Consider the following 23,720-nt stretch of genomic DNA (forward strand, 5'->3'; position numbering starts at 1 on the left):
ACCGGCGCATCAGACCGATACGAGACCACCCGAGAGGCAACCCCATGATCCGTACCCGCACCGTCCTGCTGCTGACCCTGGCCCTGGCCACCACACCTGCCCTGGCCCAACAGGAAATCTCCAAGGTCAACGGCAGCATCACTGCCGACGCCGGCCAGACCTATGGCGACCTGGACACCGTCAACGGCAGCATCCGCATCGGCGACGGCGTCACCGCCGAAGACGCCAGCACCGTCAACGGCAGCATCACCGTGGGCGACAAGGCCGTGGTGGAATCGCTGGAAACCGTCAACGGCGGCATCCGCACCGGCAAGGACGTCAACGTCCGCAAGGATGTCGAGACCGTCAACGGCAGCATCTTCATCGACCGCGGCGGCGTGGTCGGCGGCGACGTCGAGACCGTCAACGGCGCCATCGGCCTGGTGTCCACGCAGGTGGGCGGCAGCATCGAAACCGTCCGCGGCGACGTCACCGTCGGCGTGGGCTCGAAGGTCCGTGGCGGCCTGCGCGTGCAGAAGTCCACCGGCTTCTTCAACACCGACAACAAGAAGCCGCCGCGCATCGTGATCGGCCCCAACGCCGAAGTGAACGGCCCGCTGGTGTTCGAGCGTCCGGTCGTGCTTTACGTGCACACCAGCGCCAAGATCGGCCCGGTGACCGGCGCCACCGCCAAGTCGTTCAGCACCGACACCGCACCGGCCGAGTAATTCCTCGTGGAAAGGCGGGTCCGGCACAGGTCCGGCCCGCCCGTTCTGGCTAGAATCGGGATTCCGTTCGTTGAGGAATCCCGATGTCCCGCAAGTTGATGCTGGTGCTTGCCACCGCAGCCGCCCTGGCCGCGTGCAAGCGCGAACCCGAGGCGCCCGCCGCCGCGCCGGAAGCCGCCACGCCGCCCGCCGCCGCGCACACCTTCACCGCCGACATCACCGAGGCCGATTTCGCCGACATGGTGAACACGCTGGCGTCGGACGAGTTCGAAGGCCGCGCGCCCGGCTCGGTCGGCGAAGAGAAGACCGCCACCTACCTCGAAGCGCAGATGAAGCGCATCGGCCTGCAGCCGGGCAACAACGGCAGCTACTTCCAGGACGTGCCGATGGTGGAAACCACCGCCGACGAGGCCGCGACCACGCTGTCGCTGACCACCTCGACCGGCAAGCGCGACCTCAAGTTCGGCACCGACTACGTCATCGGCACCCGCACCGGCCAGACCGACGTCAAGCTCGATGCCAGCGAGCTGGTGTTCGTCGGCTACGGCGTGGATGCGCCGGAGCAGAAGTGGAACGACTACGCCGGCCAGGACTGGACCGGCAAGACCGTGGTGATCTTCGTCAACGATCCGGGCTTCCACGCCAAGGACGAGACCCTGTTCGGCGGCAACCGCATGACCTACTACGGCCGCTGGACGTACAAGTTCGAAGAGGCCGCGCGCAAGGGCGCCGCTGCCGCATTGATCGTGCACGACACCGCCGGCGCCAGCTACGGCTGGGACGTGGTGAAGAACTCCTGGTCCGGCGCGCAGTACGACCTGCCGGCCAAGGACGACCCGGAAAAGCGCATCCCGCTGCAGGGCTGGTTGAGCGCGGACGCCGCCAAGCAGCTGTTCGCCGATGCCGGCCTCGACCTGGACGCCGCCTACGCCAGTGCCGGCAAGCGCGGCTTCAAGCCGGTCTCGCTGAAGGCGCAGGCGTCCGCCTCGCTGAAGAGCAGCATCACCGAGAAGACCTCGCGCAACGTCATCGGCGTGCTGCCGGGCGCCAGCAAGCCCGACGAAGCCGTGCTGTACATGGCCCACTGGGACCACCTGGGCAAGCACGAGGGTGAGGAAGGCGACAACATCTACAACGGCGCCGTCGACAACGCGACCGGCGTGGCCGGCATCCTGGAGATCGCCGAAGCCTTCGCCCACCAGGATCCCAAGCCCGCACGCTCGGTGGTGTTCGTGGCGGTGACGCTGGAAGAATCCGGCCTGCTCGGCTCCAAGTACTACGTCGCGCACCCGACCTTCCCGCTCAACAAGATCGCCGGCGTGATCAACCTCGACGCGATGAGCGTGGGCGGCAAGTCGCGCGACTTCGTCGTCACCGGCAAGGGCAACTCGCAGCTGGAAGACATGCTGAAGGTCTACGCCGACCAGCAGGGCCGCGTCCTCGCCGAGGAAGGCAACCCGGCCGGCGGCTACTACTTCCGCAGCGACCACTTCAACTTCGCCAAGGCCGGCGTGCCGGCGCTGTACGCCAAGGGCGGCAACGACCTGCTGGAAGGCGGCGTGGAAGCAGGCAAGGCGGCGAGCGAGGAATACGCCAAGCGCTACCACCAGGCCAGCGACGAAGTGCACGACGGCTGGAAGCTGGATGGCGTAGTGCAGGACCTGCAGGCGCTGTACGGCGTGGGCAAGGACCTGGCCGTCGAAGACACGTGGCCGACCTGGTACGACGGCAACCCCTTCAAGGCCGCGCGCGACGCGATGATGAAGGCGGAGCCGGCGAAGAAGTAAGCCGGCGGTTCCGATGCGATACGAAGACGGCGCCGAGAGGCGCCGTTTTCTTTTGTTTCCGGCCCTGCGATCGAGCGATCCTCTTTCCTGTGGGAGCGACGTCAGTCGCGATGAAGCAAGTGGCCATCTCTCCCGTGGGAGCGACGTGAGTCGCGATGGGCCACCGGTAAAGCCTCATCGCGACTGACGTCGCTCCCACACCATCTTTCCATCGCCCCCTCACCCCAACCCTCTCCCCCGTCCCGGGGGAGAGGGGGCAGAAGCATGGACGCCCCACCGTCGCACCCACTACCCTGCGCCATCCTCGGAGGGAAACGCTCATGGCCATTGCTTACTGGTGCATCCTGATCACCGCACTGCTGCCTTACCTGTGGGTCTTCATCGCCAAGACCTCGGGCGAACGCTTCAACAACCGCAACCCGCGCGCGTGGATGGCCAAGCAGGAAGGCAACTACAAGGTGCAGCGCGCCAACGCCGCGCACCTCAACGGCTTCGAAGCATTCCCGGCGTTCGTCGCCGGCGTGCTGATGGCGCAGCTGGCCGGCGTGCCGGCGGACACCATCACGCCGATCGCCATCGCCTTCGTCGTGGCGCGCGTGCTGCACGGCGTCTTCTACCTGGCCGACAAGCAGTCGCTGCGCAGCCTCGTCTGGCTGGTGGGCATGCTGTGCGCGGTGGCGCTGATCGTGCTGGCGGCGCTGCGGGTGGGGTGATGCGGCTTGTGGCTTGCTGTTGGAGCGACGTCAGTCGCGACCGCACGCCATGGCCGCTACTGATGTCCAGGGGTACGAGCAGGTGCCGATACGACGGCGCTTGATCTGAGTACCTAGGTGTTTCGTTTCTGCGGTCGCGACTGACGTCGCTCCTACAGAAAAGCACGGCTAACGCAGATCCTCTTCCCACCCGAACAACGCAAACGCCTTGCGGAACTCCGCATCCAGCGGCGCCACCACGTCGATGCGTTCACCGGTCGACGGATGCGGGAACGACAGCCGCACCGCGTGCAGCAGCATGCGGTGCACGCCGTGCATGCGGAAATTCCGGTTGTGGCGGCCATCGCCGTGGCTGGTGTCGCCGATCAGGTGATGGAACGCGTGCTTGAGGTGCCGGCGGATCTGGCGGAAGCGGCCAGTCACCGGCTGGCAGCGCAGCAGCGCGTAGCGTGAAGTCTCGAACTCGCCCGACGGCAGCGGCAGTTCACCGGTCGCCAGCCGCACGAAGCGCGTCAGCGCGGGCTTCTTCTCCGGCTTGCCCGGGCCGCCGTCGATGGCGTGATCGACGATGAAGTCCGGCTCCGGCCAGCCGCGGCACACGGCCAGGTAATCCTTCTCCACCTCGCGCGACATCAGCACCTTGCCCAGCGTGGATGCACTGTCGCGATCGAACGCCACCAGCAGGCAGCCGCTGGTGGCGCGGTCCAGCCGGTGGATCAGGAAGATCGGCTTGCCGAACTGCGCGCGCAGGCGATCGGCGACGAAGTCGGTCTCGCCGCGCGCCAGCTTGCTGTCGTGCGCCATCACGCCGGCAGGCTTGTTGACCACCGCGATCTGCGCATCGGCATACAGCACGGGCAATGCGCCGTCGTCGGTCGTGGTCTCACCGTGATCCATGAATCAACCTTTCCTGCAAATCTGCGAAACTCGGGGTCCGCCGCACGCGATGGACGCCCGCGGCCCTGTTGGAGGATCGTGGATGTCGTCACCCCGCTTCATTGTCGCACTCGGACTGGCCATCACGCTGGCCCTGGGCTCGCCCACCGCGCTGCACGCGCAGACGGCCCTGCCGAAAGGCGTCGCCGCCGGCCCCAGCATCGAGGGCATCAGCGAGTACACCTTGGCCAACGGCCTGCGCGTGCTGCTGTTCCCCGACGCCACCAAGCCCACCGTGACCGTCAACCTGGTCTACAACGTGGGCTCGGTGCACGAGAACTACGGCGAGACCGGCATGGCGCACCTGCTGGAGCACCTGCTGTTCAAGGGCACGCCCACGCAGTCCGACATCAGCGGCGAGATGAAGAAGCGCGGCATCGACTTCAACGCCACCACCGGGCTGGACCGCACCAACTACTTCGCCTCGTTCCCGGCCAACGCCGACACCCTGGAGTGGGTGTTGAAGATGGAAGCGGACCGCATGGTCCATTCCAACGTGGCGAAGAAGGACCTCGACAGCGAGATGACCGTGGTCCGCAACGAACTGGAAGCCGGCGAGAACAATCCCGGCGGCGTGCTGTTCCAGCGCATCCGCTCCACCGCCTTCCTGTGGCACAACTACGGCAACACCACCATCGGCGCGCGCAGCGACGTGGAAGGCGTGCCGATCGACAAGCTGCAGGCGTTCTACCGCCAGTGGTACCAGCCGGACAACGCGACCCTCATCGTCGCCGGCCGCGTCGACACCGCCGACGTGCTGGCGCGCATCGCGCGCCACTTCGGTCCGCTGAAGAAGCCCGCCCGTCCGCTGCCGCGCTTCTACACCCTCGAGCCCGCGCAGGACGGCGAGCGCGAGGTCAACGTGCGCCGCGTCGGCAACCTGCGCCTGGTCGCGGCGGCCTACCACGTGCCCGCCGTGGCGCATGCCGACAACGCGCCATTGAGCGTGCTGGCCAACGTGCTGGGCCACACGCCCGGCGGCCGCCTGCACAAGGCGCTGGTGGAAGGCAAGCTGGCCGCCGGCAGCGGCGCCAACAGCGAGTCCATGCGCGACCCCGGCCTGCTGACCGTCGTGGCCGTGATCCCGAACGACGGCGATGCGAAGAAGACCGAAGCCGAGCTGCTGAAGCAGGTCGAACAGATCGCCGCGCGCCCGATCACCCAGCAGGAAGTGGACGAAGCCAAACAACGCATCGGCAACGCCTACGACCTGTATTTCACCGACGTCAACGCGGTCGGCATGGGCCTGTCGGAATTCCAGTCCGCCGGTGACTGGCGCCTGCTGTTCACCAGCCGCGATGCGATCGAGAAAGTCACCGCCGCCGACGTCAACCGCGTCGCCGCGGCGTACCTGAAGTCGAGCAACCGCACGCTGGGCCGCTTCATCCCCAGCGAGACGCCGGAGCGCGTGGAGATTCCCGCCGCGCCCGCCGTCGCCACCCTGGTGGACGGCTACACCGGCCGCGCCGCGGTCAGCGCGGGCGAACAGTTCGATCCCTCGCCGCAGAACATCGAGTCGCGCACGCAGACCTTCACCCTGGGCAAGGCCCTGCGCGTGTCGCTGCTGCCGAAGAAGACCCGCGGCGGCACGGTGATCGTCGATGCCAACTTCCGCTTCGCCGACGAGGCCGCGCTGAAGGGACGCGAGGGCGCCGCCGGCATGGCCGGCGCCATGCTGATGCGCGGCAGCAAGACGATGACCCGCGAGCAGATCGACCAGCGCCTGGACCAGCTGAAGACGCAGGGCAGCATCAGCGGCAGCCTGCAGGGCGCTGCCATCGGCCTGCAGACGCGACGCGAATACCTGGCCGATGCGCTGGCACTGGCCGCCGACGTGCTGCGCAACCCGTCCTATCCCGAAGCGGAGTTCGAGCAGCTGCGCGTGCAGGCGCTGACCGGCATGGAAGCGTCGCGCCAGGAGCCGGGCGCCATCGCCGGGCGTGCGCTGGGGCAGTACTTCGATCCGTGGCCGGCCGGCCATCCGCTGCACAGCCTCACGCTGGACGAGTCGCTGGCGATGATGAAGGCGCTGAAGCTGGACGACGTGCGTGCGTTCCACCGCGACATCTACGGCACGTCCGAAGGCGAGATCGCCATCGTCGGCGACTTCGACCCGGTCGCCGTGCGCGCGCAGCTGGAACAGCTGTTCGCCGGCTGGCAGGCGGGCAAGCCGTACGCGTCCATCGACACGCGCTACACCGACGTCGCAGCCAAGCGCGAGCGGTTCGAAACGCCCGACAAGCCCAACGCCGTGCTGCTCGCACGGCAGAACCTGTCGCTGCGCGTGACCGATGCCGACTACCCCGCGATGATCGTCGCCAACCGCATCTTCGGCGGCGGCGCACTGAAGTCGCGCCTGGGCGACCGCATCCGCCAGCAGGAAGGCCTCAGCTACGGCGTCTCCAGCGGCATCCGCGCCGACGACAGCCGCAGCGGCAACGACGACGCCGGCAGCTTCACCGTGCAGGCCATCGCCGCACCGGAGAACATGGCCAAGGTGGAAGCGCTGGTGCGCGAAGAGCTGGACAAGCTGCTGAAGGACGGCATCACCGCCGAGGAACTGAAGGACGCGGTGGCCGGCACGCTGACCGAGCGCCAGCAGGCCCGCGCCGAGGACGGCACCATCGCCGGCATGCTGACCGACCAGCTGTACTTCGGCCGCACCATGCAGTTCACCAGCGACCTGGATGCGAAGTACGCCGCGCTGACGCGCGACCAGGTCAACGCGGCGATCCGCAAGTACCTGAAGCCGGACGCGCTGAGCGTGTTCGTGGCAGGTGACTTCGCGAAGAAAGCGACGGGCGCATCGGCCACTTCGGGAGGCACGCCATGAGCATGGACCGCGAAGCCAGGCAGGCAGCCAAGCGCGAGGCCACCCTCGCCCGCTGGCAGAAGATCCGCGACCAGGGGCCGCTGCGCTTCATCCTGCTGCGCGGCGTGCTCGGCTGGGGCGTCACCACCGCCCTGCTGTGGTGCGGACTGATGACGGTGTTCACCGAGCGGGAATTCCTGCCGCTGCTGATCGCCGCGCTGATCGGCTTTCCGGTCGGCGGACTGATCTGGGGCGGGGCGATGTGGTTCATCGCGGAGCGGAAGTTCGGGCCGCCCCCGCGCTGAGCGCGCAGGTCGGATACCACGACATCCAACGACGGCCCCACAAGGGGCCGTCTTCGTTTGGGAAGCAGCGTGTGTCCCTGCACTTCGCGCACGCCCCCTCACCCCAGCCCTCTCCCCCGTGCCGGGGGAGAGGGGGCGAATGGTCGCGTGGATTCGCATGGATGGCGGCGTCACGATCAACGGCCCTTCTCCCACAGTTGCCGGAGAGAAGGCTGGGGCGAGGGGGCAGACGGTTGCATGGATTCGCATGAACGGTACCGTCGCGGTAAACGGCTCCCTCTCCCACGCTTGCGGGGGAGAGGGCTGGGGTGAGGGGGCAAGCGCAGACGCATCTCACGCACAATGCCGCTTCGATGGCACTCAGAGCCCCATCGCTCTCACATTGAGCCCCGCGCGCAAGGCTCCGAGACCCATCGATGGCACTCGGAATGCCAACGATGGCTTTCAGTGCTCCGCTTCTCTCACATTGAGAGCCGGTGCTGGCATTCGGAATCCCGACGTTGGCTTTCAGAAACCCGACGATGGAGCTCTTCCATGCCAACGGTGGGATTCAACGCTCCGCTTCTCTCACATTGAAAGCCGGCGCTGGCATTCGGAATCCCGACGTTGGCTTTCGGAAACCCGACGATGGGACTCTTCCATGCCAACGATGGCTTTCAGCGCTCCGCCTTTCTCACATTGAAAGCCGGCGATGGCCCTCGGAAAGCCATCGCTGGCTCTTCGAGCCTTGCGCCTGGCATTCCGAGAGCCATCGTCGGGACTCGGAGCGCGATCTTGCCTCCGACGGGTTACGGCAGGCGCAGCGTCATCACCAGGGGGAAGTGGTCGGACGGATAGCGCTGGTGCCAGCGCGTGGTCACCGAGGTGATCGATTCCGGCGTCACGCCGCGGGCGAAGATCCAGTCGATCCGCTTGTCGGCGTTGCCGGTGAAGCCATGGAAGGTGGCATCGCTGCCTTCCACGCGCGGCGCAGTCGTCCACGCATCCTGCAGCGTGCGCGCGAGTACCGCGTGCACGTCGCTGTCGGGCGTGGTGTTGAAGTCGCCGGTCAGCACCACCGGTACGCCGGCCGGCAGCGCAGCCAGCCGCTGTGCGATGGCATTCGCGCCCTTCTCGCGCGCGGCTTCGTCCTGGTCGCGGTACGGCAGGTGGGTGTTGAAGAAGTAGAAGCGTTTGCCGTCGCTGCGCCGTTCGAACAGCGCCCACGTCACCATGCGCGGATAGAGATGGTTCCAGGTGACGCTGCCCGGGACATCGGGTGTGTCCGACAACCAGAAGTCGCCGGACTCGACCACCTTCAGTCGATCCTTCCGGTAGAACACGCCCATGTGCTCGCCGCCGCCATCGGCATCGCGTCCACGACCGAACCACGCGTACTGCGGCAACTCGCGCGCGAGGTACTCGGCCTGCGTCTTCACCAGTTCCTGCAGGCCGATCACGTCGGGCTGCTGTTCGCGCAGCATGCGCACCGCCAGCGGCTTGCGCGTCTCCCAGTAGTCGGGACCATCGCTCTCGGCGGGCAGGCGGATGTTGAAGCTCATCACGGAAAGCGGCGTGTCGTCCGCCGCGGCTAAACCGGCACTGAAACCGGCCGCCATCACCAGCGCCAGCCATGCCATGCCCCGTGCGATCCTCTTCATGCGCGCCTCGTCCGTCGGAACCGGCCGCAGTATAGGCCGCGCGCATGACCATCACGCATCAGGGAGAGATCGCCATGTCGTTGCTCATCGCCACGCTGTTCGCCTTCGCCGGCCAGGCCGGTGCTTATGATCCGCACTACCTGGACCGCACCATCAACAGCGCCAACGATCTGGTCGCCTGGTGCCGCGCCGAGGCCGAATCACGCTACGCCGCACGCGGCATGTCGACCTACCAGTGGACGTCGTCGCAGGTCGATCGCGGCAACACGCTGTTCGTCGACGGCAAGCTGCGTGCAGAGGGCCAGGACATCGTGGTCCGCTGCAGCGTCGCCCGCGGCGCGCAACTGCGCTACGCCAGCATCCAGATCGACGACCCGCGGATCCGTTGAGCCATGCAAGCACTCGCCCTGCTCCTGGCCTTGTCGATCCCGCAGGATGGACAGGACGCCACCACGCCTGCGGTGGTGTCCGTCGCAGACTGTGCGGTCCAGCGGCTGAAACCCTTCGTCAGTCCCTACGGCATCCAGCAGGCGTGGCCGGTGATGGCCTCGCCGCCGCCCGAGTTCCTCCACACGCTGGGCACACCGCTGTCGGACATGGGCCACATCGCCGATGGCTACCAGCAGTTCCTGCACATCGATGAGCCGGCACGCGCGGTGTACGTGGTCGAACAGGGCGGCTTCGCCGGCACCACCAAGGTGTATGGCCCGTTGCCGCTGCCGCGCTGCATGACAGCGCCGCCGACCCGGCCATGACGATGCCGTCGCGGCTGACGATCGTGTTGCGCAGCGTGATCGCGCTGGTGCTGGCGATCATCGCGATCCCGCTGGTGAACCTGGCCGGCAGCGAACTGGCCGCGTTGATGGACCTGCCGCCCGGCGGCGACGCGCGACTGGGCTACGACCTGCTGTGGGTATTCCTGGCCGGACTGGTGGGCAGCGTACTGATGGTCGGCATCGTAGCCGTGGCGAAGACCGCGCACGCGTGGGCGATCTTCGCGATCTATCTGGGGCTGGATATCTACGTGACCGTGGTGGCGTGGGACGCCTTCCCGCGCTGGTTCAGCCTGGCCTGCCTGCTGACGCTGCCGTTGCAGGTGTGGCTGGGGTGGTGGTTGGCGTGGGGACGCAGGCGCGCCTGAGCGCGCGATGCATCGTCAGCGCCGCGGCCACGCCGCGAGGAGCGCCCACAGACCACCGATGCCGGCAATCCAGGCCGCAGCGGGAATATCGAACAGGCTGGGTCCACCCGCTTCCAGCGCATACAGCACCGACGCGACGATCAGCAGGCCCACGCCAAGGATGGCGGCGACCACGCGGCGCTGCATGCCCTTCATCGTCAGCGCGAGATCGGCGAGATCCTTTGATCGCATCGCCAGCTCGTGCTTGCCGTCGACCTGCTGGCTGAGCCATGCGTGGACCAGCCGCGGCATATCCGGCGCGTGGGTCATGATTTCCGGCAGGCGCTTGCGGAACTCCTGCGCGGCGCGCTGTGGGCTGTAGCGCTCCAGCAGGATGCGTTCCAGCACCGGCCGTGCCACCGCCCAGATGTCGATCTGCGGATCGAGCTGGCGGCCGACGCCTTCGATGTTGAGCAGCGTCTTCTGCAGCAGGATCAGCTGCGGCTGCAACGTCAGTTCGTAACGCTGCGCGGTGCGGAACAGCTTGGCGAGCACTTCGGCCAGCGAGATCTCGCTGAGCGGACGGGTGAAGTACGGCTCGCAGACCGCGCGCGCGGCCGCTTCCAGTTCGTCGATGCGGATGTGCGACGGCATCCAGCCGGCCTGCACGTGCAGCTCGGCGATGCGGCGGTAGTCGCGGTTGAAGATCGCCATGAAGTTCTCGGCGAGCCAGTACTGATCGTCGCGCGAGAGCTGGCCCATGATGCCGAAGTCCAGCGCGATGAAGCGCGGATCGGTCTTGCGTTCCGGATCGACCCAGATGTTGCCGGCGTGCGCATCGGCGTGGAAGAAGTTGTCGCGGAACACCTGCTGGTAGAACACGCGCACGCCCTTCGCCGCGAGCGCCTTGCGGTCGATGCCGGCGGCGTCGAGCGCGGCGATGTCGTCGGACGGGATACCGCGCACGCGCTCCATCGTCATCGCGCGTTCGGCGGTGTGCGACCAGATCACCTCGGGCACGTACAGGTCGGGCGAATCGGCCCAGTTGCGCCGCAGCAGGCTGGCGTTGCCGGCCTCGCGCTGCAGGTCGAGTTCGGCGGCCAGCGTGTTCTCGATCTCGGCCACGACTTCGCGCGGACGGATCTTGTCGGCATTCGGATGCGCGCGCTCGACGATGGCGGCGACGCTTTCCAGCAGCGCGATGTCGCCGGCGATCTGCTTGCGGATGTCCGGGCGCAGCACCTTGACCACCACCTCGCGCCCGCCGGGCAGCGTGGCCGCATGCACCTGTGCGATGGACGCGGACGCGAGCGGCGTGGTGTCGAAGTGTTCGAACGCTTCGTGGATGGGACGGCCGAGTTCTTCTTCGACCAGCGCGCGTGCACGGTCACCGTCGAACGGGGCGACACGGTCCTGCAGCAGCGTCAGTTCTTCGGCGATGTCCGGCGGAATCAGGTCGCGCCGCGTGGACAGGATCTGCCCGAACTTGACGAAGATCGGACCCAGTTCCTGCAGCGCCAGGCGCAAGCGCGCACCGCGCGGCTGCGCGGCGATCTCGGCGGAGGCGCGCGGCACGAACGGACGGCCGAGGCGCAGCCAGCGTTCGACCGGCGTGCCGTCGAGCAGGTCATCGAGACGGTAACGGAGCAATACCCGGCCAATGCGGCTGGCCCGCAATACCGGCTTCATGCGCGGTGCTCCACGCGTGCCACCAGGCGGCCGACGCGCACCGCCATGCGTTCGACATCGTCGCGGATCGCATCGATGTCGTCATGGAAGGCGTTGAGTTCCTCGCGGCCGACGACGTCGCGCGATTCCTCGGTGACGTAGTCGGCGGCACTTTCCGCCAGGTTGCCGGCGGCGACACGCGCCTGCTGCAGACCGCCGCGCACCGCGTTGGCGACCTGCACGCCGATCACGTCGCCGAACACGCGGGTGAACGGCAGCGACCAGTCGGGATCGAAGCGGGTGGCGAGCGTCTGCAGGCGGCGCGCGAGATCGGCGTCGCCGGATACCTTGACCTTGCCGACGGGCGTGGCGTGGTCGCGACGGAAGAAAGGCAGTTGGCCCAGCAGGCCGCCGAGCGTGCTGCGCACGGCCAGGTCGGCTTCCAGCACTTCACTCGCGGGGCCGACCTGCAGGCGGCCACCGCCGACCATGATGTCCATCGCCAGCGGCGGGGCATCGACCTTCAGCTGGATGCGACGGCCTTCGAGCGGCAACAGCGCCGCGGAGGTATCGGGATCAAGCGCGAGCGCCTGGTTGAGCGCGACTTCCAGCGCGCGGCCGGCGAGCGGCTTGAGGGCATCGAACGGAGACAGGTCCATGCCGCCATTCTAGCGGTAAAGCTTCAACGCCCCGCCCGCCCGTCTGCCTGCATCGTGCAGGCTCGGGGCGGGCTCGACAGCATCCTGCCGTCCCGGCGGAGAGAGACGGTATGCGTCAGACGCGTTTGCCGCGGAGCAGCGAGATGATCGCCAGGATCACGAAGACGACGAACAGCACCCACGCGATGTTGGTGGCGGCGCCGGCGATGCCGCTGAAACCCAGCACGGCGGCGATGAGCGCGATGACGAAGAAAATGACGGCGTAGCGCAGCATGGAAACTCCTTTTGGCATCTGGCCAGTGGTACAGCCGGAAGTGGCGTGGGCCATGCTGGAATGCCGGGAGTCATCGCCGCGTGAGTGTCGCGCGGCGCGATATGGATGCGCTTAAGCGTCGTGATCCACGCGTGAAGGCGGATCAGACCGGATGCTGCTGCAACCAGGCGCGCAGGCGCTCGAACCCTTCGTCCATCGATACGCGCGGCACGTAGCCGAAATCGCGGCGCGCCGGCGCCATGTCGTACCAGTGCGCGGTGCTGAGCTGCTCGGCCAGGAAGCGCGTCATCGGCGGTTCGCCCTTCAGCGGCAGCACGGTCCACAGGGTCTCGCAGACGGCGCCGATGCGGTAGGCGGCGTTGAACGACAACTGCTTGTCCGCGCGCGGTGCGCCTGCGGTTTCCAGCAGCGCGTTGAGCAGCTTGCGCATCGGCCACGGCTCGCCGTTGGAGATGAAGTAGGCCTTGCCCGCACAGGCGGCGCCCGGCGCGAGATGGTCGAAGGCATCGAAGTGCGCCTGCGCGGCGTTGTCGATGTAGGTGGTGTCGACGTGGTTCTCGCCGCTGCCGACGATGCGCAGGCGGCCGGTGCGCGCGCGCGACACCAGCCGCGGCAGGATCTGGTGATCGCCCGGGCCCCAGATCAGGCGCGGGCGCAGCGCCACCGTGGCCAGCGACGCATCGTTGGCCGCCAGCACGGCCTTCTCCGCGATCATCTTGGTGGTGGCGTACGGCGCCTTGAAGCCTTCGCCATACGGCACGTCGGCCGCGCTGCCGCCTTCGACGGGATGCGTGGCGCGATGGGTCACGCTGGGCGTGGAGGTGTAGACGAGACGACCGATGCCGTGCGTGCGGCAGGCGTCCAGCACGTTCTGCGTGCCGACCACGTTGGCGTCGTGATAGCTCTTGTAGCTGCCCCACGCACCGGCCTTGGCGGCGTTGTGGAAGATCGCATCGACGCCCTGCGCGGCATGCATCACCGCGTGACCGTCGGCCAGGTCGCCTTGCACCTGGCCCACGCCCAGCTCGCGCAGCACCGGGTAATTGCCGCGGTTGAAGCTGATGACCTCGTGCCCGCGCTCAACCAGGCCGCGGCACAGCGCCTGGCCGAGGAAACCACCGCCGCCGGTGACGAGGATCTTCATGCGGGTTGCTCCAGCTGGGTTGTCGCCCAGGCGGCCAGCTTCTCGCGGCCGATCTTGGCGTTATGGCGGATGTCGACCGGGAAGCCCGGATGCGGCAGGTAGGCGGTGATGCGTGCGGTGTGCGGATGGCGCGCCGCGATGGCGCGCAGTTCGGTTTCGATGCGCGCCGGCTCGGCGCTGACGCCGGGGTGCAGTTCGTAGCAGAGCACGGGACGTTGCTGGCCGGCGTCGCCGATGCCGACCAACGCGGTGCGTCGCACCTGCGGATGCGTGTTGAAAACCGGCTCGACCTGCTCGGTATAGAGCGGGCCGTCGGCGGTTTCCACGCGCTGCGTCTTGCGGCCGCAGAACCACAACCGGCTTTCGCCATCGAACCAGCCCACATCGCCCATGCGGTGCACGATGCGCTCGCTGCCGTCGGCCTGCGTCTCGCGGATCTTGGCGATGCGGGTGGCGGCATCGCGGCGGAAGTAGGTGTCGGTGGCGGTCGGGCCGGCGACGGTGATCTCGCCGACCTCGCCGTCGGGCAGCACTTCGACGTCGGCCCAGCGTTCGATCGGCGCATCGGTGATGCGGATGATGCGGACCTCGTTCGGCGGCACGGCCCGACCGACGCAAGTACCGGCGCCGGCTTCCGTCTCGGCGCGGGTGGCTTCCAGCTCACGCCCTTCGATCACGGCGACCGGCAGGCATTCGGTGGCGCCGTACGGCGTCCAGAACTGCCCGGTCTCGGGCAGCAGCGTGCGGATCTTCGCGACGACATCCGGCGGCACCGGTGCGCCGGCCGAGGTCACGCGCTGCACGGTCGGCAGCGGCTGGCCGTGGTCCGCGAGCACCTTCATCAGCGCCGGCGAACCGAACAGCTGGGTGACGCCGAAGCGCGCGATGGCGGCGTGCAGCTTCTCCGGATCGGCGCTGGCCGGGCGGGTGGGATCCATGTCGGGGATCACCGAGGTCAGCCCGAGGGCCGGATCGAACAGCGCGAACGGCGGGAACGTGGGCAGGTCGACGCCGCCGGGTTGCATGCCGAACGCGCTGCGCAGCAACTCGATCTGCGCGACGAAGTGACGATGGCGATACACCACGCCCTTCGGCACGCCGGTGGAGCCGCTGGTGAACAGGATGCCGGCGATGTCGTCCGGTGCAGTGGCGGCGAGTTGCGGACCGGCGCCGGTGCCGCGCGCCTCGATCTTCGCCAGCGTGGTGCCGCCCCAGACCCAGCGCGTGCCGACGGTCACGATCTTCTTCGCCGACTTCGCCCAGCCGAGCACGCAGCGCGCGACCTGCGCCAGCGGGATACCGATGAAGGCATCCGGCTCGGCTTCGTCCAGGCATTGCTTCAGCGCGCGACGGTCGATGCCCGGGTCCACCAGTACCGGCACGGCGCCGGCCTTGAACAGCGCGAACATCAGCAGGAAGAACTCCGGCGTGGGCCGCACCATCACCACCGTGCGCGTGCCGCGGCCGATGCCGTAGGTGGCCAGGCCGGCGGCGATGGCGTCGCTGCGCGCATCCAGCTGCGCGTAGGTGAGGTCGCGGGTGTAGCGGCCTGCGCCGTCGGGGCAGCGCATCGCCACCTGGTCGGGCCGCTCGCGGGCCAGCCGGGGCAGGCTGGCGGCGATGTTGCACGGTTCGGTCATGCGGCCATTGTCGCCGCTGGACGGTACTTGCGTCAGCCCGCGGCGTTGGCAGAATGCGCGTCCCGCCCGCGCACCGCCGCCAGCCGACCTCCGATGCATCCCTGCCTGACCTGCGGCGCCTGCTGCGCCCACTTCCGCGTCAGCTTCCACTGGAGCGAGGCGGATCCCGACCAGGGCGGCGTGGTGCCGATCGAACTGACCGAGCCGCTGCGCGTGCACGAGCGCGTGATGCGCGGCACCTCGCAGAAGAGCCCGTGGTGCGTGGCGCTGGATGCCGACATCGGCCGCTACAGCCGCTGCACGATCCACGACCGGCGCCCGTCGGTGTGCGCGCTGGTGCCGGCGTCGCTGGAGTTCGGCGAACGCAGCGCGCAGTGCGACAAGGCGCGGCTGGCGCATGGCTTGCCGTTGCTGGTGGAAGCGGACTGGGTGGGCGTGGTGGACGCGGACAAGAATCCGCTGCCCGAATTCTGATTTGCCTGTAGCAGGGCCTGACCAGCCATTCGGCTGTTGAAAGCCAGGCCCGACCGCCGCTTTTCCCTTCTCCCCTTGCGGGAGAAGGTGCCGAAGGCGGATGAGGGGCGCTCTTGCCGTTGCCATGCTGGGCGAACGTCCGAGCATGCTCGCTACGCTCGCGTCCCCTCATCCGGCGCTGCGCGCCACCTTCTCCCGCAAGGGGAGAAGGGTTCAGGCCAGCGGGTGACGATCCAGGAAGTCGCGGATCAGCGGCACCAGGATCTCGTGCTTGTCTTCCAGCACGTAGTGGCCGGCGTCTTCGTATGCGTGCACTTCGGCATTCGGTAGCGCGGCGCGGAAGCCGTCGAGGAAATGCCTGTCGAACACGAAGTCCTTCAGGCCCCAGCCCAAAAACGCGGGCCGATCGGCGAACGACGGCAGCGCCTTGCCGGCGGCGTCGAGCAGCGACCACGCCTTGTCCTGCGGTCCCAGCGGGATGTCCTGCATGAAGCGGATCGTCGAGATGCGGTTCGCCCAGGTGTCGTACGGCGACACGTAGGCGCGGCGCACATCGGCCGGCATGCGGCGCTCCACGCCGATCCACGAGGCACCCGCGGAGAACGCGTTGAAGCCGCGGATGATCCACTCGCCGATCGTCCAGTCGCGACCCAGCCCGATCTGCCACGGCATCTTCTTCGCGGCCGGCATCGGGAACGCGGCGGTGTTGGTGACCACCAGCCGCTTCACCTGCGTGGCGTGCGACAGCGCCCAGCCGAAACCGATCATGCCACCCCAGTCGTGCACCGCCAGCGTGACCGGGCCAGTGATGCCGAGGTGCGTGAGCAGCGCGGCGACGTCGTCCACGCGCGATTGCAGCGTGTACTCATAGCGGCTGTCGTCCGGCTTGTCGGACAGGCCCATGCCGATGTGGTCGGGCACGATGCAGCGGTACTTGTCGGACAGGCCCGCCACCAGCGTGCGCCAGTAGTAGCTCCACGACGGATTGCCGTGCAGCATCACGACGACCTCGCCATCGCGCGGGCCTTCGTCGAGATAGTTCATCGACAGGCCCGGGCGGACCTCGAAGCGCTTCGGATGGGAGGGATAGCCGGGAAGGTTCATCGCGCGTCGCCGCCGTCAAAGAAAAGGGCCGGCGAACCGGCCCCTGGTATGCGAATGCCGGGTGGGGTTACCACTCCACCTCGGCCATCGTGCAGTTCAGTCCCGAGCCGATGCCGAGCAGGGCGATGCGGTCGCCCTTCTTCAGCTTGCCCAGTTCCTTCAGCTTGCTCAGCACGATCGGCACGCTGGCCGGTCCGATGTTGCCGTGCTCGGTGAAGATGGTCATGACCTTCTTCGGGTCGATGCCGAAGGACTTCACGAACGCCTGCGTGTGCGGGCGGCTGACCTGGTGGATGACGAACTGGTCCAGTTCGTCCACCGCCCAGCCCAGCGCGACCTTGGCGGCGGCGAAGGTCTTGTTGGCCAGCTTCATGCCCTCGATCAGCAGCATGCGGGTGTCGGTGACCATGCGGTCCAGGTTGCCGCGGCAGAGCTTGTTCCACTCGGTCGCCGAACGGGTCACGCCACCCTTGTAGCGCGGCGCTTCCGGCGCCAGCGCGCGACGCGTCAGCACCATCGCCACGGCGCCGCAGCCCAGGGTCAGGGCAGCCAGTTCGTCGCGGAACTGCTGCTCGGTGACGTCGGGCGCGTTGAGGCGCTCGATGGTCTTTTCATAGACCAGGTTGGCGGTTTCGCCGTCGACGACCAGCGCGTAATCGATCTCGTCGCGCTCCAGCATGCGGGCGGCGATGTCCATGCCGTTGATGAAGGCCAGGCAGGCGTTGGCGACATCGAAGGTCTGGCAGTGGTCGCCCACGCCCAGGTTGCCGCAGACGATGCTGGCCGTGGACGGCTCCAGGTAGTCGCGGCTGACCGAGGTGTTGACCACCAGGCCGACCTTGTCGGCGCCGATGCCGGCATCCTCAAGCGCCTTCCTGGCCGCCAGGGTGGCGGCGTCGGAGGCCTGCACGTCGGCGTCCCACAGGCGGCGGGCATGCACACCGGCCACGTCGTTCAGCACGTCGGTCTTGATGCCCAGGCGGTCGAGCGTGGGCTGCAGACGGGCGTTGATTTCGGCGGACGTCAGCGTGTGCGGCGCATCGATATGCGCCAGTCCCGCGATGGAGACATTCTTGAAGAGCATCGAGGTTAGCGCCAAGGCTCAGGCGAAGGGGCCGACAAGGGTAACGGCTTCCCGCCTTCACCGCATCTTTACGAGGGCGCCGGACCGGCTGCGCCCCGCCTTAAATGTGACTCAGTTCACATTTCATGAGCCGCAGCGATAGGCCGCGAACCGCTGCTCGCCGTTGGCCGGATCGCCCAGCGGCTGGAGAGTGTCGGCCTGCAGGCCGGGCGCCTCGTTGCGGGCGAGGGTTTCCAACTCGTCCCGCACGCGCAGGGTGTTGCGCTCGTAGAACGCCACGCTGTCCTTGACCGAGACCGTGACCTCGCCGCGCTTCTCGCAGCCGGCAGGCAGGGCACCGGCCGCCACAACGCGCACGCTCTTGGCATTCGGGGCCAGGGGCACCCAGGTGCAGGCGGACAGCAGCACGGTAGAGGCAGCGGCAAGCAGGACGAGACGCATGGGGTCACCTTGGAATGTGAGTCGGGGCCATTCTGGCCGACGCCGGATGAATCGCGCCGGGCCACGTGCCGCCCCTCGGGGAGGGGCGGCGACGCGGAGACGCTTACTTCTTCGGTTTGCCGTCGGCATCCAGTTCGACCGCTTCGCCCAGCTGCAGCGCGCGGACCGACTCGCCCACCTTGGACAGGTCGCCCACGACCACCCAGGTCAGCGAGGACGGCGACAGGGTGGCCGCCGCCTTGGCGACGTCGGCGGCGCCGATGGCTTCGTTACGCGCCTTGTACTGGACGATGTAGTCGTCCGGACGGCCGTAGCGCTGGTTGGAGGCGATCTGGCCCAGCACGGCGGACGCGGTTTCGTAGGCGCCCGGCAGTTCCAGCGTGTTGGCTGCGCGGATCTTGGTGATCTCTTCCGGCTTGGCGGGCGCCTGGCCAGTCGCGAACTGGCTGATCTCCTTCTGCAGTTCCTTCATCGAGTCGGCCGTGCGGTCGCTCTGCACGGCGGCGCTGGCCCACCACGGGCGCTGGCCCAGCGTGTTGCGGGCACCGCTGTACGACCCGTATGCCCAGTGCTTGTCTTCGCGCAGGTTCATGTTGAGGCGCGAGCTGAACTGTCCGCCCAGCACGCCATTGGCGAAGTCGAAATCGATGGTGCCGGCGTCACCGGTAGGCGGCACCAGCTGTGCGGCATAGACGTTCGACTGGATGGCGCCCGGCTGGTCGATCAGGAACACGCGCGGCTTGGCGGCGTTGGCGACCTTCGGCACGGCGGCCAGCGTCGGTGCGTTCGGCGCGGCCTTCCAGTCGCCCAGGCGGGCTTCCAGCAGGGGCACGATCTCGGCCAGCGTGGTGTCGCCGACGATGGTGATGCGCGCCTGCGACGGCTGCAGCCAGTCGCGGTGGAACGCGACCAGGTCGTCGCGGGTCAGCGACGCGATCGAGGCCTCGGTGCCCGAGCCGGTGAACGGGATGGCGTACGGGTGGCCGGCGCCGTACAGCAGCGGCGGCAGCGTGCGCAGCGCGGCGGTCTGCGGGCGCGCCTTCTCCTGCTTGATGCCGGCGATCCAGGTGGCGCGTACGCGCTCGACTTCCGCCTGGGCGAAAGTCGGACGACGCAGCACGTCGGCCAGCAGGTCCAGCGACGGCGCCAGCTTGTCGGTCAACGCCGACAGCCCGACCGAGGCCGAATCCAGGCCGGCGCCGGTTTCCAGCTCCGCACCGAGCGCCTCCTTGCGGGCGGCAAAGTCGAGGGCACCGTACTGGCCGGCGCCTTCGTCCATCATCTGCAGCGCAAAGCTGGCGGTGCCGAGCTTCTTGCCGACATCGGCCGCGTAGCCGCCCGGGAATTCCACGTTGATCTGCACGACCGGCGTTTCATGGCGCTCGGCCAGCGTCACCTGCATGCCGTTGGACAGCGTGGCGCGATGCACGGCCGGGAACTTCAGGTCGGGGAACGTGGCGGTTTTCGGCACGCCGGCCTTGCGGTCGACGATGCTGGCGACGGTCTTGAACTTCGGATCGACCTTCGGCGTGGCGGCCGGCGTGGTGGCGGGTGCCGCGAACACGGTTTCCGGCAGGGCCGAGGCCGGGGTCTCGCTGGGCTGCACGAGGATGGTGTGGGAGCCGCCGCTCAACCACTTCTTGGCCGCGGCCTGCACCTCGGCCGGCGTGGCGTTGGCGTAGATAGCCAGGTCGTCCTTGTAGCAGTCGGGCTTGGTCTGGTAGACGGCGCACGAGGCCAGCACGTCGGACTTGCCGCCGAAGCCGCCGATGCGCTCGATGCCGCGCACGAAGCCGGCCACGCCCGAGACGCGCGCGCGCTCCAGCTCCTCGGCGGTCGGACCCTGGGTGATCAGGCGCTTCATTTCCTCGTCCAGCGCCGCCTCGACCTTGGCCGGATCGACGCCTTCCTTGACCGTGGACATCAGGAAGAAGGTGCCGCTGATCTCACTGCTCCACTGGTAGGCGGTCGCCTGGTCGGCGATCTTGTCGCCGTGCACCAGCCGGGTGTCGAAGCGCGAGGCCGCGCTGCCGCCCAGCACCTGCGCGAACAGGTCGAGCAGCGTCGCGTCCTTCGTGCCCATCTCGGCGACCGGCCAGGCGCGGTAGACGCGCACCTGCGGCACGCGGTCGGGGATGGTCTCGCGGGTGTCCTTGGCATGCGTGGGGATGTTGGTCTTCATGTCGGTCAGCGTGGCGCTGGCCGGGATATCACCGAAGTAGCGGGTCACCTTCTCCTTGGCGGTGGCGACGTCGATGTCGCCGGCCAGCACCAGCACGGCGTTGTTGGGGCCGTACCAGCTGCGGAACCAGGTTTTCACGTCATCCAGCGTGGCGGCGTCGAGATCGGCCATCGAACCGATGGTCTGCCAGCTGTAGGGATGCCCGGCCGGATATAGCGCTTCGAACATGCGCGCGCTGATGCGACGGCCGTAGGGCTGGTTCTCGCCCTGGCGCTTCTCGTTCTGCACCACGCCGCGCTGTTCGTCGAGCGCCTTCTGGTCGATCGCGCCGAGCAGGTGGCCCATGCGGTCGGATTCCATCCACAGCGCCATGTCGAGCGCGGTGGTCGGCACGTTCTGGAAGTAGTTGGTGCGATCCTGGTTGGTGGTGCCGTTCTGGTCGGTGGCGCCCACCAGCTCAAACGGGGTGAAGAACTCGCCGTCGTGGTTCTCGCTGCCCTGGAACATCAGGTGTTCGAACAGGTGCGCGAAGCCGGTGCGGCCCGGCGCCTCGTTCTTGCTGCCCACGTGGTACCAGATGTTGACCGCCACGATCGGCGCCTTGCGGTCGGTATGCACGATCACCCGCAGGCCGTTGGGCAGGGTGAACTCCTCATAGGGGATCACGATGTCCGCGCCGGCGGCCGGCTTCGCATACGTGGGAGCCGGTGCGTACGCCAGGCCACCGAGGGCGGCAGACAGGGCGACGGCAAGCAGGGCGGCACGGGGCCGGCGGGAAACGGACATCGGGCACTCCTTTGAATACTGAATGGACCAGCAGAACCCCCGATGCTAGCCGCCACCCACGGTCATTACACTAGGCCACAAGCCATGACCAACGGCACAGATCGCGCCAGGGCATGGCCCGCCCCGCTGCCGTGGAGGTGACATGGACCGCAAGCACTGCCTGGTGACCGGCGCCAACCGCGGCCTGGGCCTGGAACTCGCTTCCCAGCTCCTGGCCCGCCAGCGGCATGTGATCGCAACCTGCCGTCATCCCGGCAAGGCGACGGCGTTGAACCGCCTGGCCGGGGAGCACCCCGGTCGCCTGCACGTGCTGCCCCTGGATGTCGCCGACGCCCGCAGCCGCGACGCCCTGCTGCGCGAGCTGCCGCTGGTCACCGACGAAGCGCCCCTGCACCTGCTGATCAACAATGCCGGCGTGCTCCGCGGCGGCGAGCGCTTCGGCCAGGTGGCCGCCGAAGATCTGGACGCGAGTTTCCACACTCATGCCTCCGGTCCATTCCTGCTGACGCAGGCGCTCGCGCCGCAGTTGGCCGAGGGGGCGGTGGTGGCGAACATCTCTTCCGAGATCGGCTCGATCGCGCTGCGGCAGGAGTTCCGCACGCCCAGCTATGCCATCGGCAAGGCCGCGCAGAACATGGCCACTTCCCTGCTATCGCAGGCATTGGCACCGCGCGGCATCAAAGTCGTTGCCCTGCATCCCGGATGGGTGCGCACCGATATGGGCGGCGACAACGCGGCCCTGTCCGCGGCGGAATCGGCCAGCGGGCTGCTGCACGTGATCGACCATCTCACTCCGGAGGACAGCGGACGCTTCCTCGACTGGCAGGGCGAGCCGCTGCCCTGGTGAAACTGAATGCCGGCTGCGCAAGCCGGCAGGGACCGCAACGGTTCCAAGTTGAACTGCATCCAAACCGTTACGTGCCGGAGTGACCGGACACGGGACGAAGCGGCGTGTTCGCAGTCACACCTCGCCTCCCACCGCGTCTTGCACTGTGCAGAACGGACACCGGGGCGGACACGCATCTCGGACACCGGACAGCTCGGACACACACTTTAGTTCTTCTGGATCAATAACTTGCGTTTGGCACGGTTTCTGCGTCACCTCTAACAAGAACAGCGTCGCCCGGACCAAACCTGACTGAAGCCTGAATAGACTCGACGAAACTAAAGGTTTCGCTTGACCGCTCTGTCTAGGTGTACTACCTTACTACCACACCACCAAACAACATCACTACAGAGGCATGACAATGAACGCCAAGAACCTTCTCCCCCTGACCGCCGCCGCCGTGTTTGCCCTGTGCGCCGGTGCCATGGTCGTCTCCGCCACCCACGCCGACAACAACGCCGCCGCCCCGACCGCTCGCATCATCGACATGCCGACCGTGACGGTGACGCCGGATGCCGCAGACCTGACCCACTACAACATCTACAAGGACGCCAAGATCGTCGACCTGGCCACGATCACCGTGAAGCCGGCCGCCGAAGACCTGGCCCAGTTCGTCGCCCAGCAGGCAGTGCGCGTGGTCGACATGCCGGTGGTCACCGTGCGTCCGTCGGCCGAAGACATGCAGCAGATCGCAGTGATGGCCGGCCAGCTGGCTTCGCGCTGATACGCAGGCAATACACGTTCCACCTGCGTCATCACGCAAGCCGGCGGCGGCCGGAGTTCCACCGCAATACCCGCCCGTGAGGTCATGCAGCGCCGCGTAGAATGCGCGCCATGACCGACACCCTGGACATCGACGTCCTGCTGTACCAGCCGGAAATTCCACCGAATACCGGCAATGCCATCCGCCTCTGCGCGAACACCGGCGCGCGGCTGCACCTGATCGAACCGCTCGGGTTCGCATTGGAAGACAAGCAGCTCAAGCGCGCCGGCCTGGATTACCACGAATACGCCACGCTGCAGGTCCACGCATCGCTCGAAGCGGCGCTGCAACAGCTTCGTCCTGCCCGCCTGTTCGCACTGAGCACGCGCGGCACCGTGCGTTACGACCAGCCTGTCTACCAGCCCGGCGACGCCTTCCTGTTCGGCCCCGAGACGCGCGGCCTGCCGCAGGACGTGCTGGATGGCCTACCCGCGGAACAGCGCCTTCGCCTGCCGATGCGTCCGAACAACCGCAGCCTCAACCTGTCCAACACGGTGGCCGTGGTGGTGTTCGAGGTCTGGCGCCAGGCGGGATTCCCCGGCGGCACGTAGTCGCCCAGCCGTCATGTGGGAGCGACGTAAGTCGCGAACGCAGA

Annotated in this window: 23 protein-coding genes; 12 read left to right on the plus strand and 11 right to left on the minus strand. The window is 67.8% G+C overall.

What is annotated here, in order from left to right; genetic code table 11:
- Window positions 1-44 precede the first annotated feature (44 nt).
- The 3 genes from IB225_RS15665 to IB225_RS15675 all read left to right on the plus strand — a co-directional run bounded on the left by IB225_RS15665 (window position 45) and on the right by IB225_RS15675 (window position 3,207).
- The gene (locus IB225_RS15665; protein WP_192312217.1) at window positions 45-707 is read left to right on the plus strand and encodes a hypothetical protein; all 663 of its coding nucleotides are present in this window, start codon (window positions 45-47) and stop codon (window positions 705-707) included.
- Window positions 708-790: 83 nt separating this feature from the next.
- Complete coding sequence (locus IB225_RS15670; protein WP_192312219.1) at window positions 791-2,494, plus strand: M28 family metallopeptidase; 1,704 nt, start codon at window positions 791-793, stop codon at window positions 2,492-2,494.
- A 320-nt stretch (window positions 2,495-2,814) separates the two neighbouring features.
- Complete coding sequence (locus IB225_RS15675; protein WP_192312221.1) at window positions 2,815-3,207, plus strand: MAPEG family protein; 393 nt, start codon at window positions 2,815-2,817, stop codon at window positions 3,205-3,207.
- Window positions 3,208-3,375: 168 nt separating this feature from the next.
- Here IB225_RS15675 and IB225_RS15680 read toward each other — a convergent pair whose 3' ends face one another.
- On the minus strand, window positions 3,376-4,104 hold the full coding sequence (locus tag IB225_RS15680) for a pseudouridine synthase (protein WP_192312223.1): 729 nt from the start codon (window positions 4,102-4,104) through the stop codon (window positions 3,376-3,378).
- 82 nt (window positions 4,105-4,186) lie between these two features.
- Here IB225_RS15680 and IB225_RS15685 point away from each other — a divergent pair, with 82 nt between their 5' ends.
- Together IB225_RS15685 and IB225_RS15690 are read left to right on the plus strand one after the other, a co-directional pair.
- On the plus strand, window positions 4,187-6,976 hold the full coding sequence (locus tag IB225_RS15685) for a pitrilysin family protein (protein WP_192312225.1): 2,790 nt from the start codon (window positions 4,187-4,189) through the stop codon (window positions 6,974-6,976).
- Window positions 6,973-7,260, plus strand: a complete 288-nt coding sequence (locus tag IB225_RS15690) for a hypothetical protein (protein WP_192312227.1) — start codon at window positions 6,973-6,975, stop codon at window positions 7,258-7,260. Before IB225_RS15685 ends, IB225_RS15690 begins: the two co-directional genes overlap by 4 nt.
- Window positions 7,261-8,048: 788 nt before the next feature.
- Here IB225_RS15690 and IB225_RS15695 read toward each other — a convergent pair.
- The gene (locus IB225_RS15695) at window positions 8,049-8,900 is read right to left on the minus strand and encodes an endonuclease/exonuclease/phosphatase family protein (RefSeq protein ID WP_225583909.1); all 852 of its coding nucleotides are present in this window, start codon (window positions 8,898-8,900) and stop codon (window positions 8,049-8,051) included.
- A 44-nt stretch (window positions 8,901-8,944) separates the two neighbouring features.
- Here IB225_RS15695 and IB225_RS15700 point away from each other — a divergent pair, with 44 nt between their 5' ends.
- Genes IB225_RS15700 through IB225_RS15710 form a run of 3 tightly spaced genes read left to right on the plus strand, consistent with a single transcriptional unit; the run spans window position 8,945 to window position 10,041 of the window.
- Entirely contained in the window at window positions 8,945-9,289 is a 345-nt protein-coding gene (locus IB225_RS15700) for a hypothetical protein (protein ID WP_192312229.1), read from the plus strand.
- A gap of 3 nt (window positions 9,290-9,292) precedes the next feature.
- Window positions 9,293-9,655: a hypothetical protein gene (locus tag IB225_RS15705; RefSeq protein ID WP_192312231.1), complete on the plus strand. Its 363-nt coding sequence runs from the start codon at window positions 9,293-9,295 to the stop codon at window positions 9,653-9,655.
- On the plus strand, window positions 9,652-10,041 hold the full coding sequence (locus IB225_RS15710; protein WP_192312233.1) for a hypothetical protein: 390 nt from the start codon (window positions 9,652-9,654) through the stop codon (window positions 10,039-10,041). The genes IB225_RS15705 and IB225_RS15710 overlap by 4 nt, the downstream gene beginning before the upstream one ends.
- 15 nt (window positions 10,042-10,056) lie before the next feature.
- On the opposite strand, the gene ubiB is transcribed toward IB225_RS15710, so the two are convergent.
- The 5 genes from ubiB to oleC all read right to left on the minus strand — a co-directional run bounded on the left by ubiB (window position 10,057) and on the right by oleC (window position 15,405).
- The gene (ubiB, locus tag IB225_RS15715) at window positions 10,057-11,709 is read right to left on the minus strand and encodes a ubiquinone biosynthesis regulatory protein kinase UbiB (RefSeq protein ID WP_192312235.1); all 1,653 of its coding nucleotides are present in this window, start codon (window positions 11,707-11,709) and stop codon (window positions 10,057-10,059) included.
- The gene (locus IB225_RS15720) at window positions 11,706-12,347 is read right to left on the minus strand and encodes an SCP2 sterol-binding domain-containing protein (RefSeq protein WP_192312237.1); all 642 of its coding nucleotides are present in this window, start codon (window positions 12,345-12,347) and stop codon (window positions 11,706-11,708) included. The genes ubiB and IB225_RS15720 overlap by 4 nt, the downstream gene beginning before the upstream one ends.
- 115 nt (window positions 12,348-12,462) lie before the next feature.
- Complete coding sequence (locus IB225_RS15725) at window positions 12,463-12,621, minus strand: DUF1328 domain-containing protein (RefSeq protein WP_146388387.1); 159 nt, start codon at window positions 12,619-12,621, stop codon at window positions 12,463-12,465.
- 142 nt (window positions 12,622-12,763) lie between these two features.
- Entirely contained in the window at window positions 12,764-13,765 is a 1,002-nt protein-coding gene (gene oleD / locus IB225_RS15730; protein WP_192312239.1) for a 2-alkyl-3-oxoalkanoate reductase, read from the minus strand.
- On the minus strand, window positions 13,762-15,405 hold the full coding sequence (gene oleC / locus IB225_RS15735; protein ID WP_192312240.1) for an olefin beta-lactone synthetase: 1,644 nt from the start codon (window positions 15,403-15,405) through the stop codon (window positions 13,762-13,764). The genes oleD and oleC overlap by 4 nt, the downstream gene beginning before the upstream one ends.
- Window positions 15,406-15,498: 93 nt before the next feature.
- Here oleC and IB225_RS15740 point away from each other — a divergent pair, with 93 nt between their 5' ends.
- The gene (locus IB225_RS15740) at window positions 15,499-15,879 is read left to right on the plus strand and encodes a YkgJ family cysteine cluster protein (RefSeq protein WP_192312242.1); all 381 of its coding nucleotides are present in this window, start codon (window positions 15,499-15,501) and stop codon (window positions 15,877-15,879) included.
- 213 nt (window positions 15,880-16,092) lie between these two features.
- Here the strand turns inward: IB225_RS15740 and IB225_RS15745 are convergent, their stop codons facing one another.
- From IB225_RS15745 to IB225_RS15760, 4 genes are all read right to left on the minus strand, one after another.
- Window positions 16,093-16,983, minus strand: a complete 891-nt coding sequence (locus IB225_RS15745) for an alpha/beta fold hydrolase (RefSeq protein ID WP_192312244.1) — start codon at window positions 16,981-16,983, stop codon at window positions 16,093-16,095.
- 67 nt (window positions 16,984-17,050) lie between these two features.
- The gene (locus IB225_RS15750) at window positions 17,051-18,067 is read right to left on the minus strand and encodes a 3-oxoacyl-ACP synthase III (RefSeq protein WP_192312246.1); all 1,017 of its coding nucleotides are present in this window, start codon (window positions 18,065-18,067) and stop codon (window positions 17,051-17,053) included.
- Between the two features lie 123 nt (window positions 18,068-18,190).
- Window positions 18,191-18,508: a DUF4156 domain-containing protein gene (locus tag IB225_RS15755; RefSeq protein ID WP_192312248.1), complete on the minus strand. Its 318-nt coding sequence runs from the start codon at window positions 18,506-18,508 to the stop codon at window positions 18,191-18,193.
- Window positions 18,509-18,611: 103 nt separating this feature from the next.
- Window positions 18,612-21,476, minus strand: coding sequence for a pitrilysin family protein (locus IB225_RS15760; protein ID WP_192312250.1), 2,865 nt, complete (start codon window positions 21,474-21,476; stop codon window positions 18,612-18,614).
- 142 nt (window positions 21,477-21,618) lie between these two features.
- On the opposite strand from IB225_RS15760, the gene IB225_RS15765 reads away from it, so the two are divergent.
- The 3 genes from IB225_RS15765 (at window position 21,619) to trmL (ending at window position 23,676) form a co-directional block, all read left to right on the plus strand.
- Window positions 21,619-22,323, plus strand: coding sequence for an SDR family oxidoreductase (locus IB225_RS15765; RefSeq protein ID WP_192312252.1), 705 nt, complete (start codon window positions 21,619-21,621; stop codon window positions 22,321-22,323).
- A gap of 400 nt (window positions 22,324-22,723) precedes the next feature.
- Entirely contained in the window at window positions 22,724-23,086 is a 363-nt protein-coding gene (locus IB225_RS15770; RefSeq protein ID WP_192312254.1) for a hypothetical protein, read from the plus strand.
- A gap of 110 nt (window positions 23,087-23,196) precedes the next feature.
- Window positions 23,197-23,676 (plus strand): tRNA (uridine(34)/cytosine(34)/5-carboxymethylaminomethyluridine(34)-2'-O)-methyltransferase TrmL, encoded by a 480-nt coding sequence (gene trmL / locus IB225_RS15775; RefSeq protein ID WP_192312255.1) that lies wholly within the window; start codon window positions 23,197-23,199, stop codon window positions 23,674-23,676.
- Window positions 23,677-23,720: the final 44 nt, after the last annotated feature.

The organism is Pseudoxanthomonas sp. PXM02 (genome assembly GCF_014851805.1).
Lineage (GTDB): Bacteria > Pseudomonadota > Gammaproteobacteria > Xanthomonadales > Xanthomonadaceae > Pseudoxanthomonas_A.

What these genes read in the sequence shown, in the direction of transcription:
- oleD (WP_192312239.1), bottom strand. Translation starts at nt 13,765, where the DNA reads ATGAAGATCCTCGTCACCGGCGGCGGTGGTTTCCTCGGCCAGGCGCTG.
- IB225_RS15665 (WP_192312217.1), top strand. Translation starts at nt 45, where the DNA reads ATGATCCGTACCCGCACCGTCCTGCTGCTGACCCTGGCCCTGGCCACC.
- IB225_RS15745 (WP_192312244.1), bottom strand. Translation starts at nt 16,983, where the DNA reads ATGAACCTTCCCGGCTATCCCTCCCATCCGAAGCGCTTCGAGGTCCGC.
- IB225_RS15720 (WP_192312237.1), bottom strand. Translation starts at nt 12,347, where the DNA reads ATGGACCTGTCTCCGTTCGATGCCCTCAAGCCGCTCGCCGGCCGCGCG.
- IB225_RS15705 (WP_192312231.1), top strand. Translation starts at nt 9,293, where the DNA reads ATGCAAGCACTCGCCCTGCTCCTGGCCTTGTCGATCCCGCAGGATGGA.
- IB225_RS15770 (WP_192312254.1), top strand. Translation starts at nt 22,724, where the DNA reads ATGAACGCCAAGAACCTTCTCCCCCTGACCGCCGCCGCCGTGTTTGCC.
- IB225_RS15690 (WP_192312227.1), top strand. Translation starts at nt 6,973, where the DNA reads ATGAGCATGGACCGCGAAGCCAGGCAGGCAGCCAAGCGCGAGGCCACC.
- IB225_RS15750 (WP_192312246.1), bottom strand. Translation starts at nt 18,067, where the DNA reads ATGCTCTTCAAGAATGTCTCCATCGCGGGACTGGCGCATATCGATGCG.
- IB225_RS15760 (WP_192312250.1), bottom strand. Translation starts at nt 21,476, where the DNA reads ATGTCCGTTTCCCGCCGGCCCCGTGCCGCCCTGCTTGCCGTCGCCCTG.
- oleC (WP_192312240.1), bottom strand. Translation starts at nt 15,405, where the DNA reads ATGACCGAACCGTGCAACATCGCCGCCAGCCTGCCCCGGCTGGCCCGC.
- IB225_RS15675 (WP_192312221.1), top strand. Translation starts at nt 2,815, where the DNA reads ATGGCCATTGCTTACTGGTGCATCCTGATCACCGCACTGCTGCCTTAC.
- IB225_RS15670 (WP_192312219.1), top strand. Translation starts at nt 791, where the DNA reads ATGTCCCGCAAGTTGATGCTGGTGCTTGCCACCGCAGCCGCCCTGGCC.
- IB225_RS15710 (WP_192312233.1), top strand. Translation starts at nt 9,652, where the DNA reads ATGACGATGCCGTCGCGGCTGACGATCGTGTTGCGCAGCGTGATCGCG.
- IB225_RS15725 (WP_146388387.1), bottom strand. Translation starts at nt 12,621, where the DNA reads ATGCTGCGCTACGCCGTCATTTTCTTCGTCATCGCGCTCATCGCCGCC.
- ubiB (WP_192312235.1), bottom strand. Translation starts at nt 11,709, where the DNA reads ATGAAGCCGGTATTGCGGGCCAGCCGCATTGGCCGGGTATTGCTCCGT.
- IB225_RS15695 (WP_225583909.1), bottom strand. Translation starts at nt 8,900, where the DNA reads ATGAAGAGGATCGCACGGGGCATGGCATGGCTGGCGCTGGTGATGGCG.
- IB225_RS15740 (WP_192312242.1), top strand. Translation starts at nt 15,499, where the DNA reads ATGCATCCCTGCCTGACCTGCGGCGCCTGCTGCGCCCACTTCCGCGTC.
- IB225_RS15685 (WP_192312225.1), top strand. Translation starts at nt 4,187, where the DNA reads ATGTCGTCACCCCGCTTCATTGTCGCACTCGGACTGGCCATCACGCTG.
- IB225_RS15680 (WP_192312223.1), bottom strand. Translation starts at nt 4,104, where the DNA reads ATGGATCACGGTGAGACCACGACCGACGACGGCGCATTGCCCGTGCTG.
- IB225_RS15700 (WP_192312229.1), top strand. Translation starts at nt 8,945, where the DNA reads ATGACCATCACGCATCAGGGAGAGATCGCCATGTCGTTGCTCATCGCC.
- IB225_RS15765 (WP_192312252.1), top strand. Translation starts at nt 21,619, where the DNA reads ATGGACCGCAAGCACTGCCTGGTGACCGGCGCCAACCGCGGCCTGGGC.
- trmL (WP_192312255.1), top strand. Translation starts at nt 23,197, where the DNA reads ATGACCGACACCCTGGACATCGACGTCCTGCTGTACCAGCCGGAAATT.
- IB225_RS15755 (WP_192312248.1), bottom strand. Translation starts at nt 18,508, where the DNA reads ATGCGTCTCGTCCTGCTTGCCGCTGCCTCTACCGTGCTGCTGTCCGCC.